This is a genomic window from Polaromonas sp. YR568 (genome assembly GCF_900116715.1).
Classification (GTDB): domain Bacteria; phylum Pseudomonadota; class Gammaproteobacteria; order Burkholderiales; family Burkholderiaceae_C; genus Polaromonas.
Map to the genome: position 1 here is coordinate 363,064 of NZ_FPBM01000002.1, position 13,449 is coordinate 376,512.

4 protein-coding genes are annotated in these 13,449 nt (G+C 65.1%); 2 read left to right on the forward strand and 2 right to left on the reverse strand.

What is annotated here, in order from left to right:
• The first annotated feature begins 182 nt into the window (after positions 1-182).
• Positions 183-911, forward strand: coding sequence for a response regulator transcription factor (locus tag BM408_RS06200; protein ID WP_092128003.1), 729 nt, complete (start codon positions 183-185; stop codon positions 909-911).
• 138 nt (positions 912-1,049) lie between these two features.
• Complete coding sequence (locus tag BM408_RS06205) at positions 1,050-2,960, forward strand: sensor histidine kinase (protein ID WP_092128521.1); 1,911 nt, start codon at positions 1,050-1,052, stop codon at positions 2,958-2,960.
• Positions 2,961-3,079: 119 nt separating this feature from the next.
• On the opposite strand, the gene BM408_RS06210 is transcribed toward BM408_RS06205, so the two are convergent.
• Positions 3,080-10,303 carry a two-partner secretion domain-containing protein gene (locus BM408_RS06210; RefSeq protein WP_175541704.1) on the reverse strand — a complete coding sequence of 2,408 codons (7,224 nt, stop codon included), beginning with the start codon at positions 10,301-10,303 and terminating at the stop codon, positions 3,080-3,082.
• 288 nt (positions 10,304-10,591) lie between these two features.
• The gene (locus BM408_RS06215) at positions 10,592-13,216 is read right to left on the reverse strand and encodes a two-partner secretion domain-containing protein (protein WP_092128007.1); all 2,625 of its coding nucleotides are present in this window, start codon (positions 13,214-13,216) and stop codon (positions 10,592-10,594) included.
• Positions 13,217-13,449 lie beyond the last annotated feature (233 nt).

Consider the following 13,449-nt stretch of genomic DNA (forward strand, 5'->3'; position numbering starts at 1 on the left):
TGCCGGCAACAGAAAAAAAGGGACGGCAGGGCCGTCAGAAGCAGCCGGAAAAAGCGCCGTGCAAAGCGCGTTCCAGCTGGCCCCGGGGATAGTACGAACAGCAGCCCGCGCTGTCTGTAGCGCATATGCGCTACGAGCCAACCACGGGCAGGCGGCGCAATTGGCCGCACAATAGCCACCTGATGGAAGCGACAAACCCGAACAAGCAGGACCTCCCGGCGGAACCAGTGCACCTGGACGAAGCCGGGCGAACCATACACGTCGCCATCGTCGAGGACGACCTCAGCTTTCGCGGCGCCCTGGCCCGCGCCCTGCTGGCCGCACCCGACATGAAGCTGGCCGGCACGGCCGGCACCAAAGCCGAAGGCCTGGCCCTGCTGCAGGGCCCGCCGGTGGATGTTTTGCTGGTGGACCTGGGCCTGCCCGACGGCTCGGGCATTGAGGTGATACGCGCCGCGGCACGCCAGTGGCCCAGCTGCAGCATCATGGTCAGCACCAATTTCGGCGACGAGATGCACGTCATGCGCTCCATCGAGGCGGGGGCCGCGGGCTACCTCCTCAAGGACAGCTCCCGGGCCAGAATCGTGGACGAAATCCGCAGCCTGGCCAGCGGCGGCAGCCCCATCAGCCCCATCATCGCGCGCCAGGTGCTGGCCCGCTTCCGGCAAGACGCGGCCGGCAACGCAGTCGCAGGCACGGAGCCCCCGGGCGATGCGCCGCAGCTGCTCTCGGCACGCGAAAAGGAAGTCCTGGACTTCATCACCAAGGGATTCACCGCGGTAGAGATCGCCAAGCTCATGGGCCTGTCGCATTTCACGGTGCGCACCTTTGTGCGCCGCATCTACAGCAAACTTAAAGTGACCTCCAAGGCCGAAGCGATTTACGAAGCCAGGAGCCAGGGACTGCTGTAGCCATAGCGTCCTGCCCTGCCCCGCCAGGCCCGTGGCTGAACAAGGCACAATCCCGCCGTGACATCTGCGCATGAACCTTCATTGAGCCCCACGCAGCCCGCCGGCCCGCAGCGCCGGGCCGGGCGCCTGGTTGCCCTCATGGCGGCCGCCTTGCTGGCAGTCGTGGCGGCCGTGGCTGCGTTAGCGGCGCTGGACATGTGGTCCGAAAGCGCTAACCACACGCAGTTGCACATTACCAAGGCCGACTGGCAGGTGTCCGATGCGCCCGGCTTCAGCGCCGCGCCCGCCACGCAGGACAGCAGCTTGCTGCCCAACGCCTGGCAAACCGCCGGATTGCCCCATGCCTTGCCGGTGGCGCTGCTGCGCCAGGCAGCGGCCGCGGCGCCGGGGACAACCCGCACCACCTGGTTCAGGGTTAGCTCGCAAGGCTTGCCCCCCACGAAGCTGCCGCTGGCGCTGTACGGCGCACGCGTGCGCACCGACGGCACCGTCGCGGTCTATGCAGACGGCCGGCTCGTGCACACCGCCCAGCAGCAAGGGCCGCTCTGGAACAGCCCGCGCATGCCCCTGTGGGTGCCGCTGGAGAAAACCGCCGACGGCAGCGCGCCGCGCGAAATCCTGATCCGCCTGGAGCACACGCGCGCCAGCCAGGTGGCGCTGTCTTCGCTGTGGCTGGGTCCGGCCGAGGCCCTGAGCTGGCGCCACAGCTGGCGCTACTGGCTGCAGCTGGAGCTGCCGGCCATGTTCAGCACGGCCTTCCTCGCCGTGGGCATCTTCGCGCTTTTTGTGTGGTTCAAGTGGCGGCACCGCACGGCTTACCTGCTGTTCTTCGTACTGGCCGCAACTTCTTTCCTGCGCGGCCTGCACTTTTATGTGGGATTCCTGATCGCCAACGACTGGTTTGCCTGGCTGTCAGTGAACTCGCTGTTCTGGCTGGTCGCGACGGTGCATTTTTCAATCGTCCTGCTGCACCGCCACCGGCAGCCCTGGCTCACCGGCTCCCTGATCGCCGTCACAGTGCTGATGGGCCTTCTGACCTTGCCGATGAACGCGCCCCTGCCCAACACACCCCAGGTCACGCCGCTGATCTATGCGGTGGTGGCGCTCATGGGTGTGAGTGTTTCGCTGGCCGGCGCCATCAACGCCTGGCGCCGCGCTTCCGGCGAAGCCATGCTGGTGGCCATGGGCACGGCCCTGTGCACCGTGTTTGGCGCAGGCGACTGGCTGCAGCAAAGCAATTTCACCAGCCCCGAAGGCTGGTACCTGGGCGCGTGGACCAACGCGATCAGCTTCAGCATCTTCGGCGCACTGTTGTACCGGCGTTATGTCGGCGCGATTGTCGAAGTCGAACAGGTCAACGCCAGCCTGGCCGAGCGGCTCAAGGCGCGTGAGATCGAACTTGAAATGAGCCACCAGCGGCTGCGCGCCGTCGAGCAGCGGCAGCTGCTGGGCGAAGAGCGCCAGCGCATGATGCAGGACATGCACGACGGGCTGGGCTCAACGCTGATCAGCGCGATCCGGTCCGTGGAGCACGGCGGCATGAGCGATGCGAAGGTCTCGCAAATCCTCAAGGACTGCATGGATGACCTGAAGCTGGCCATCGATTCGATGGAGCCGGTGGAGGCCGACCTGTTGCTGCTGCTGGCCACGCTGCGCTTCAGGCTGGAACCCCGGCTGGAAGGCACCGGCGTCACCCTGTTTTGGGAAGTGCAGGAACTGCCCACGCTGCAATGGCTGGACCCGTCGAGCGCACTGCACATCCTGCGCATCGTGCAGGAAAGCGTGGCCAACATCCTGCGCCATACGCGGGCCACCGAGATCCGTGTCGCAACCAGCGTAGCGGGCGACGGTGTGCAGGTCATCATCAGTGATAACGGCCAGGGCTTTGATGTTGAAAAAGCGCTGGAAGAGGCCACCGGCAAAGGCCTGCACAACCAGCGGCGGCGTGCGCAGATGCTGCGAGGCACAGTGGCATGGGAATCTGGCCCGGGGGGTACGCGCTTCACGCTTTGGCTTCCTAAGGCCCCCACGGTCGCTCACTCCGTGTAGCTCCCTGCCCCCCGAGGGGGCCGCCCGCCTGCGGCCTGGCAAAGCCAGTTCCGCGGCTCATGCTGGGTTGAAGAATTCAGCTAGCGGCGGTTGAAGTTCGCCCGCCCGACGGCAGACAGCTACTCGTCCTCGCCCGTATTGCCGGCCTCAGCGGCGGCAGCTCTGAGTGCGTCGCCGGGATCGGCGCCACCACCTGAACCACCACCGTTACCGCTGCCACCACCCGAACCACCCGAGTTCGCCACGTTGTACAGCGCGCTGAGGTAAGCATCGCTCACCGGAGCAGCGCCACCGCCCTGCCCGGCCGGCGCGGTCGGCGCTACCGGAACAGGGTTGATGGTCAACACACCGTCGACATAGTTCAGTGCGTAGTTGCCGGCACTGTAGCCGCCAGCCTTGATGGCGTAATTGCCTGCGGCGGTCGCGCCTTGTGAGCTGCCGCTGTAGGCCAGCGCGCCGCCCAGCACGGCCATCGTTTCGCCGTTCACAAAACCGCTGAAGTTCACGCCGTTGCCGCCGGTGTAGGCCGCGCCGCCGGCTGTCCGGCTGTCGTTGTTGGCGGTGATGTTCAGGTTGGCTTTGTCGATATTGGCTGTCGTGGTGACGGGCGCCGCTGCCAGCTGGTAGTTGCTGGCCAGGCCGGTGCCGTCGGTCACGTTGTAGGTGGCGGTCACGGTCTTGCCGTTGGCCGCGCTCGCGTCGCTAAAGCTGGCACCGGTGGAGCTCAAGGTCAACAGCTCGCCGTAGGCCAGGCCCGTCAGCGTACCGATAGTGCCCAGGGTTGCCGTGGCGTTGCCGTCATAGGTTTTGTTGTTCGCGGCCACGCCTGTCACGCTCACCGTGGCTTTGTCCACCGTCAGTGTGCCGCTGGTGTACGAGACACCGTAACCCAACGCGGCTGCCAGCGCGCCCTGCGTGATGGCGTGCGTGCCCGCCGACGCGGCAGCGCCTGTCGGTGCGGCCAGCAGGCCGGACAGCACGCTGCCCGCCGTATCGCCCGCCACCAGGCCCGAGCCCACGGTGTAGGTCAGGGTGGGGTCGGCCGCGCCGTAGACCTTGGTCTGGTTGTCGCCGGTGATGTTGATCACCGGCGTGACGCTGTAGACCATGCGGTTGCCGGTGATCGAGGTCATGGACGCATCGGTGGGCGCGTTGGCTGCGTAGGTGCGGCTGAAGGCATTGCCGGTGGAGGCAAAGCCGCCGAAGGTGTTGGTCGTCGGGTCGGTCGAATACACCAGGAAGCGGCCTGCGCCCGGGTTGAGCGGCGTGGCGCCGGCGTTGTTGATGAAATTGCGCCCGGCAGCCAGCACCAGCGAATCGCTGGCGGCGCTGCCCGAGGTCACGGTGTTGTTCAGCGTGATGTCGCCCGCGGCGCCCGTGGCGCGCACCAGCACCTTGTTGCTGGCGGTGAGGCCCACGGTGTTGACCGTGCCTATGGTCAGTGCGCCGGCCTGCGAGTAATCGACATTGCCGGTGTTGCCTGCCAGTGTCGTCACCGCATTGCCTGCGTTGTTGAGGGTGTGATTACCCGTTCCCAGCAGCTCCAGGCCGGTGGCGGTGATGGCCGCGGTCTGGGTGGTGGCGCCAGCGGTGTTCAGCGTCAGCTCGCTAGCCGTCAGCGCGCCGTTGATGGCGATGTTGCCGGCGGTCGTGGTCAGCTTGAGCTTGTCCTGCGCATTGCCGAAGGCGCTGTCGATAGTGATACCAACGCCTGATGACAGGTTGACTGTCTGCGCGGCACCGGCATTGGTAGTGATGCCGAAGTTGCTGGTGTTGATGGCATTGGCGGCGGCGATGCTGATGTCGCCGGTGGCGCCTGTGGTCGTCAACGTTTGCAGGCCGGTCACATTGGTGCCCAGCGTGATGCCGTTTGCCGCAGTTGCGTTGAGCGTGGTGCTGGTGATGTTGTTGGCGGCGCCGTTGGCGTCGGTGATGGCGCCGGCCGCGGCGCCGAGGGTGACTGAGCTGCCGGCCACCGTCTTGACCGCCAGGTTACCGGCCCCGTTGACACTGACATTGACGGCGCCCGCAGCGCTGATGTTTTCCAGGGTGCTGTTGCCGACCAGGCTCAGGTTGACCTGTGAGCCGGCGCCGTTGGCCACCGCGACGATAGGGCCGGCTGCTGAAATACTCACGGCGTTGGCGGCGCTGTCACCTATGCTGCCGTTGCCGGCCTCCAGATAGATCGTGCCGCCGGCCGAAGTCATGAGGTGCGTCCCGGGACTTGTGGCGGGGGATGGCGCACTGATACCACCCGTGGCCACAATGCTCATGGCGGCCGTGCCCGCGGTCGTGCCTGTGGCATTGCTCGAAGTAGAAAGGGTTTCCGTTCCCAGGGTGATGGAACCGGTGTTGGCAATGTCGACGCGGCCGGAGCTGTTGATGTTGCCCAGGAAGCTGACGTTGGCGGCGGTGTTGCGAAGGGTGATGCCACCGAATGTGGTGTTGAGGCCGAAGAAATTCTGGATCTGGTTGCCTGCGTGGGTCAGCGTGATGCCGCTGGAGCCAACGCCCTGGAAGCTGTCCGCGATGATGGCCTGGGTTTGCGTCAGGGCGCCGCCGGTGGCGGTCAGCACGACAGCACCGGTGCCGGCGTTGGTGATGCCGGCCGTTCCGTCAACCGTTCCCACGGTCAGGCCTGAGGCCGAGCCAGAGCGAACCTGGAAATTCAAGGCGTACGCACGCCCGCTGACCTGGCTGATCTGGTTTGCAGTGTTGGACAGCATGACGGTTCGCGCATCGGCGTTCAGGTTGGCGACCGTGAATCCCGCGGTTTGCGAAATGCCGTTGCTGGAGAGGCTGTTGTTGAGCAGGCTCAAGCTTTGCGTGCTGGTCATATTGATCGCACCGCTGCTGTTGCCGATCCGGATACCGCCGGTATAGGTGCTGCCGCCTATCACCAGCGCCGAGGCAGTGATGAAGTTGAGTTCGCTGTTGCTCAGGTTGAGTAAGTTGACTTCGTCCGATTCTCCCAGCGAGATTTGCCGGTTGGCAGTGGTCGGCGTGATCACCGTGCGGCCGCTGCCTGAATTGATGGTGTTTTCAATCCTCATCCGGTCACCGGCCAGGTTGATCTGCCCGCCGGCCGTGCTGACGGTGCCAAGGACGCCGACGTCATAAGACGATGCGCCCACTCCCCCAGGAACACCCGAGCCCCTGAGCGTGATGGTGGCCGCGCCCAGGCCTGTCAGTGTGCTGCCGGCCAGCATGTCCAGGGCCCTGACCCCGGTCGCACCGGCAGACGTCGATGAGCCGGTCACAGCGATGTTTCCTGTTGAACTGGCGGTGCCTGACAGGCGTGCCCCGGTCAGGTTGGTTGGAAGGCCGGTTGAATTCACCGTGCCCGTGATATCGAGGCCACCCGTGCCCGCGACGATTTCGGACGACACCCCTGTGGACAGGCCGGTGCCGGAGCCGGTCATGAGCCCGCCGCTCAGGAAAGTGCCGGTCGTGGACGTCCCGCTGATGGTGATCTTGCCGCCCGCGCCAGACTCCAGCTTGCCGTTCACCGCCAGGCCGGTGCCGTCGAAATGCGCACTGTTGTTGAACGAGCCCGTGAGCGACACGTCGCCACCCGTGCTGGAAACAGTGGCACCATTGGCCAGTTCCCCGCCCATGCTGGCGGGGCCGGTGTACGGGTCCGGCAGTATGGGCTGGTTGCCCGTGACGGTACCCGTCAGCGTGACGCTGCCGGCGCCCGTGATGGTGGAGCCCGCATCCACACGGAAGCCGCGCTCTATCTGGCCGCCCCTGCCCGCCCCACCGGCGCTGCCGGTGATGGAGACGGCGCCGGTGCCGCCAGTGATGCTGGAGCCGGTGATGGCCACACCGGCGGCCGACCCGCCGGTGGCGCTGGCGCCGCCGCTCGTGAGATTGCCGCTCAAGGTGATGGTGCCCGCGCCGGTGGTGCTGACGGTCGAGCCCGTGGCGCCGTTGTTCACGATTTCCAGCGAATGCGCGTCGCTGTTGCCCGCCGCGCTGAGCACCACGTTGCCGTTGTTGGCGCTGACCTTGCTGCCCAGCACCTGGATGGCGCCGTTGGCCGCCGTCAGGCTGACGTTGCCGCCGGCCGCGCTGTTCTGGATGCCGTCACCCATGCCCAGGTCGGTGACCACCACCTTGCCGGTGCCGGTGTACGACATCGCGACATTGCCGCTGCCGGTGTTGATGGCGCTCACGCGCGCCGCGTTGATGTTGATCGCGCCGCCAGTGCCATTGTTAAGGCCGTTGACCGACCTTAACCTCAGGTCGCCCGCATTCAGCGCAGTTTGCGACACGATGGTGCCGCCCGAGTTGATACTGAGGCTGGACAGGGCGGTGGTGCCGCCCACCGCACCCGCGAAGACGGCGTTGCCCGAACTCGTGATGCTCAGTGCGCCCGGGCCATTGACATTACTGCCGAACGAGATGGAGCTCCCGGTGCTGATCAGATTGGTGGCGCCCACTACGTTCACTGCGCCGCTAAAGCTTTGCGCGCCGCCCGTTTGCAGCGTGCCGCCAAGCATGTTGATACCGCCGCCCGCCGTCAGCGAGAGGTGGCCGCTGAAGGTTTGCAGGCCCACCAGGTCTATGGCCCCGACGTTCCTGACCAGCGTGAGCGTGCCCGTGTAGCTGGGCACCGTAGGAAAAGCGAAACCTGTGGCGTAACGGAATGACATGTTTCTCACGCTGCCGGTGCCATTGACAGTGACGCCGCCGCCAAAGGTGTTGGACGAAGTGCCCAGCAAGACGTCTTTATTGAGGCCGTTGAGCGTGAAGGTGGAGGCGCCCGTCACGTTCAACGTGTCGGACTGCGAGATCGAGCCCGAGTTGGAGATGGCTGTCAGGCTGCCGCCCACGGTGGACGCGCCCAGCTTCAGGTCGTCGGCGTCCCGGATGGTCACGGCATTGCTGCCGGTGTTGTTGAGCGAGACCGCGCCGGTGAAGTTGTTGCCAGTATTGCTCAGGTCGATGGCGCTGGCGCCGCCGTTGACGGTCACCGCGCCCCCGTTGGCGGCTTGCGTGATCGCGCCGGTCTGGGTGATGTTGTTGCCGGTGATATTCAGTGTGCCGCTGCCCAGCGACAAAGTGCCCAGAGTCAAGGGGTTGCCGGTGGCGTTGAGGGTGACGTTGTTCGCGCCGAGATTGGTGACGCTGACCGCGCCGGTGAAATTGTTGCCGGCGCCGGTCAGGCTCACCTCACCCCCGCCCGCATTGACGCTGGTGGTGCCGCCCACCGTCAGTGCGCCGCTCGTTTGCTGGATGCCTATATTGGAAGCGAGTGTCAGGTTGCCGGTCGCCGTGAGGTCTGTGTTGATGCTCAGGCCGCCTGTCGCGGTCAGGCTGAGGTTGTTGGCGTTCAAGGCACCGGAAAGCGAGAGAGCGCTGCCCGACAAAGTCAGGTTGCCAGCGCCGGTGTTCACCGGACCATTCAGCGTCAGCACACCGCTGCCAGCCCCCAGGCTGACGTTCTGGTTGGCGCCCATCAGGTTCAGGGAACCGATATTGAAGAGGCCGCCGTTCGCGGAGACGTTCACGTCCTTGGCAGCAGTGATGAAGGCATTGCTGACGGCCGAATCGCTGGTGAAGTCGATCTCCCCGCCGCCGCCCGTTCCAAGGGCGGTCAGGTTGAGCGTGCCTATGGCGTTGTTGCTTGCATTCAAGCGCATCCTGCCGCTGCCCGTGTTGCCCGAGGAAGCGGTGAAGCTGCCACCGGGTGTGGTCATGACGGCGATCAGGGCGGAGTTGGGGTCGCTTCCCCGGATGTTGGTGCCCGCAAACAGGTCGAAGGAGCCGGCGTTCCAGGTGACACCGCTGTTCATGACCAATTCGCCCGTGGTGGCTTTCATCTTCAAACTGCTGGCGTAGATCTGCCCCAGGCCGTCGGTGCTGCCGATACTGCCTCCTGCCGTCAGGTCTATCGCGCCGTTGCTCACGTTCAAGGTTCCCCCGCCGGCAATGTTGCGCGTGGCTTGTGCGGTCAGCCCCCCCGCGCCGCCGCCGGAATATGTCACGTTGGCGGTGAAGTTGATGTCGCGGTGCGCCGTCAAGGTCAAGGTACTGGGGCTCGCCCAACTGACTGCGCTGTTGACGTTGATGTCGCCATTGCCAGCCGTTGAGCCGTCAGTAGCAATGCTCACGTTGCCCAGGCCGAGTGCGGCGGACAAGGTGGCTGCCCCCATGCCGGAAGTGGTCTGCGCCGCATTACCTGCCGCAATGGTGAAGTCCACTGGGTCGATCAGCCAGGTGCCGCTTTGACCATCCGTTGCCTTGGTCGTGACTTGCGTACCGGCCGCAACGTTCACATTGGCGGCACTGGTCTCAATGAACCCGCCATTGCCGCCATCGGGGGCTGAGGCATCCAGCGTGCCGCCCACATTGACGGTACCCACTTCCATATCGCCCATCAGCAGGATGCGGCCAGCCTTGTTCTGCACGGTTTTGGCTTCAATCACGCCGGTGTTGTTCACCGTGGCAGTGGTCAGGTTGTCCATGGCCTTGGCGGAGAGCAGCACTTGCCCCCCGTTGGCCTGAATCAGGAGCTTGTTTTCAGCCAGCGCATTGATAGCGCCCTGGTCGATGCTGTAGCCCAGCAGGCTGCCGTTGTCGATGTTGAGCGTGATCTTGTTGCCTGCGGCCAGCAAAGCGGTTCCGAGGTTGGCGGTCATCACGCCTTCATTGCGCACCTCCGGCGCCAGCAGCGCCAGGTAACCGCCGGGGGCCGCCTTCAGGCTTCCCTTGTTGACCACCGAACCGGAACCGCCCGAGCCGGTGAACACATGGTTGCCGGCCATGAAGTCGGCATTGCTCATGGCAAGCGTCGAGGCGACCAGGCCGCCTACGTTGACTTGCGAACCCGCGCCAAACAGCACGCCGTTCGGGTTCAGGATAAAGACCTGCCCATTGGCCGTCAGGCTGCCGAGGAACTCGCTCGGGCTGCTGCCGGTGATGCGGTTCAGCGCAATCGCCGACGCATTGGGCTGGTTAAAGATCAGCGCCTCATTGGCCGCCGTGGACAAACTGGTCCAGTCAATCGCTACGCGCTGGCTGCTCTGGTTGATGGTGGTGGTGTTGCCCACCGTTGCAATACCGGCTGTGCCGGCGGAGATGCTGGCATTGGCCGCATCGGCCGCGCGTGCCTGGTGGGTAAACAGGGCCAGCGACGTGAGCAGCACCAGCGCCGCCCGGCACGCGGTGTTGAGTGTGAAACTTGCACCACCGCCACCGCTTCCTTCAGCATGCAAAACATCCCATTGCACGCTGCTGCGCGACGAGCCGCCTTTGCTGGCGCCTTTGGCGTTTTCGGCTACGGCCACCCAGAGCGACAGGCTGGCATTCCACACCAGACGATAGATACGGTTCATGCTGGCATGGCTCTTCATGGAGGACTTTCGCGAAAGGCCGGCGGGTGATGCGGAGCTCACCTCATGGAAGCCGGCGGACAAGATGGGAAACGGGAAACGCGGCTGTGCCTGGGCATTTGCGGCGCAAAGAAGCCACCTATTGGCTTCTACGTTACCAATAGTATCAAGGCATTCTTGCAGGGAGACTACGTGAAAGATGTAGCCAATACAGGCGACAACAGGCCTCTAAATTCCGCTGGACAGGGGCGCTTGCCTGGGCTAGGGATTTCCCTCGCCAGGCCGGAAATCCTATTTCGTGCCCTGCTCTTGCGCCTCCGCCGCTGCGGCAGACAAGGCATCGGCCAAAGCGCCGGGGTCTGGGCGGCTGGGGGTGTTCGCCGAGCGGACCACGCCGGCCAGGTAAACCATGGCGCTGCGGTAGGCCTCGTTAATCAGGAAATCGCCGCCCGAATCAGCCTGCCTGATGGTCAATGTGCCGCCCGTGATGTCATAACCCTCCTGGGTCGACCAGGCGTTGTAGACACCCAGGCTGGTGCCGCTAGCGGCGGTGACGCCGGCCGCACCGGCGCCCGACTGCTGCGCGCCGTTGAACACCACGCTGGTGTCGGGCAGCGTGATGGGCAACAGGAAGCTGCGCAGCAGCGGGCCGGTCTGCCCCTCGTAAATGCGCCAGACCGCCGTGGTGCCGCCCTGCGTGGCCATATCCCAGCCGGCAAAGGTAGCCGCCTGCATCATCTGGGCGCTGGTTTTACCGGTGCCGCCTGCACTGGTGGCCTGGCCCGAGGTGGTGATGTTCCAGTAGCTGTCGGTGGTCACGGCTGCGCCGAACTCTTCGGCCACCAGCCCGCCCGCCAGGCCGGCCGAGGTGACGCGGCCGCTGCTGTAGGCACGCGTGATGGTGCCATCCAGCGAGCTGCCGACCAGGCCGCCAACCTTGTCGTTGCCGGTCACGGCACCAGTGGCATAGGAGTCGGTGATGCCGCCCTGGCTGAGCTCACCCACCAGGCCGCCCACCTCGTCGTTGCCGGTAACCGCTGCCGTGCTGTAGACATTGGTGAAGTTGGTGCAGCAGCCCTGCCCGGCGATGGCGCCCACAAAACTGTCGCCGGTGATGCTGCCGCCCACCAGCCCGAGGTTGCGGATGCTGGTGCTTTGCGTGATGCCGAAGAGGCCCACAAAGTTATCGCCCGGCCGGTTGATAAAGAGGTTGGTGATCTTGTGGTTGAGGCCATCGAAGCGGCCCTCAAAAATGCCCGGCGCGCCCACGCCGCCCAGGGTGTCAAAGCCCGCACCGGCGTTCCAGTTCACCGTGTCGCTGGCGTCGATGTCGGCGCCCAGCACGTAGTTCAGGGTCGGGTCGCCGTTGATGCCCTGCAAGTCGGTGCCGGTGGTGCTGCCCGCCGCGCCCAGGCTGGTGATGACCCTGTACGGGTCAGTCGCGCCGTCGCTGCCCAGCCGGGTGCTGAAGTTGTTGCCGGCCCGCAGGTTGACGGGTGCGCGCACGTTGTAGGTGGCGGTGTTGCCCGCATTGACGGCGCCCAGCCCGTATTCGAGTGCCAGCTTGCCGTTGGCGTTTTGAGAGGTGATGGACGCATTGATATTGATGTTGCGCCAGGCGCTCAGAGTCAGCGTGGTGCCGGCATTCCAGGTCACGGCCGAGTTGACGTGGATGTCGCCGTTGTCGGTGCCGCCCGCATTGTTGGTGGCCAGCGCGACGTTGCCCAGGTTGAGGTTGTTGGCCAGCGTGGTGGCGCCTATGCCGCTGCCGGTCAAGCCGCCGCTGCCTGCGGCGATGGTGAAGTCGGTCGGATCGATCAGCCAGGTGCCGTGGTTGCCGCTGGCGGCCAGCGTCGTCACTTTGGCACCGTCTGCCACCTTGACGTGGGCTGCGCTGGTTTCCACAAAACCGCCGTCGCCACCATCCGGCGCCGACGCATCCAGCGTGCCCGCCAGATTCACAGTGCCCGTCTCCATGTCGCCCATCAGCAGGATACGGCCGGCCTTGTTCTGCACGGTTTTGGCTTCGATGACGCCGGTGTTGTTCACCGTGGCAGTGGTCAGGTTGTCCATGGCCTTGGCCGAGAGCAAGACCTGCCCGCCGTTGGCCTGGATCAATAGCTTGTTTTCGGCCAGCGCATTGATGGCGCCCTGGTCGATGCTGTAGCCCAGCAAGCTGCCGTTGTCGAGGTTCAAGGTGATCTTGTTGCCGGCTGCCAGCAAAGCGGCTCCGAGATTCGCGGTCATCACGCCTTCATTGCGCACCTCGGGCGCCAGCAGCGCCAGGTAACCGCCGGGGGCCGCCTTCAGGGTGCCCTTGTTGACCACCGAGCCGGAACCGCCCGAGCCGGTGAACACATGGTTGCCGGCCATGAAGTCTGCATTGCTCATGCTCAGGGTTGAGGCGACCAGGCCGCCGACATTGACTTGCGATCCCGCGCCAAACAGCACACCGTTCGGGTTCAGGATAAAGACTTGCCCATTGGCCGTGAGGCTGCCGAGGAACTCGCTCGGACTGCTGCCGGTGATGCGGTTCAGCGCAATCGCCGATGCGTTGGGCTGGTTGAAGATCAACGCCTCATTGGCTGCTGTGGACAAACTGGTCCAGTCGATCGCCACACGCTGGCTGCTCTGGTTGATGGTAGTGGTATTGCCCACCGTCGCGATACCGGCCGCGCCGGCGGAGACGGAGGCATTGGCCGCATCCGCGGCCCAGGCCTGCGGGGCGCCAACGGCCAACATCAGCAAGGCGGCGCTGCAGGCAGCATTGAGTGTGAATCCGCTCGCTGCGCTGACACCGGAACGCGCACCGCTTTTGCGGCTGCCCCTGGCGTTTTCGGCCACAGCCACCCAGAGGCTTGACGCGGCGTTCCAGACAAGACGGTAAATGCGGTTGATGCTGGCATGGCTCTTCATGGCGTGCTTTCGGCAAGACGGGGCGGACCCCAAAGATCTTCTTCTCCTGCCGGCGATGGTATTCCGCTTCGGGCCATTCGCCTATGGGCCTCACATTACAAATGCAATGGTGCGGAGCGGCTCATGATGGGAAGCCGCCTGTACAAGAGACCTTGGCCTTCTGTTTTTCTCCTTCCCCCGCTGGGGGAAGGTTGGGATGGGGGCTCGCGGCGGTTGAAATTTCCCCAAGAGGT

Excerpts from the sequence above, each read along its gene's own strand:
- BM408_RS06215 (WP_092128007.1), bottom strand. The coding sequence starts at position 13,216 with ATGAAGAGCCATGCCAGCATCAACCGCATTTACCGTCTTGTCTGGAAC.
- BM408_RS06205 (WP_092128521.1), top strand. The coding sequence starts at position 1,050 with ATGGCGGCCGCCTTGCTGGCAGTCGTGGCGGCCGTGGCTGCGTTAGCG.
- BM408_RS06210 (WP_175541704.1), bottom strand. The coding sequence starts at position 10,303 with ATGAACCGTATCTATCGTCTGGTGTGGAATGCCAGCCTGTCGCTCTGG.
- BM408_RS06200 (WP_092128003.1), top strand. The coding sequence starts at position 183 with ATGGAAGCGACAAACCCGAACAAGCAGGACCTCCCGGCGGAACCAGTG.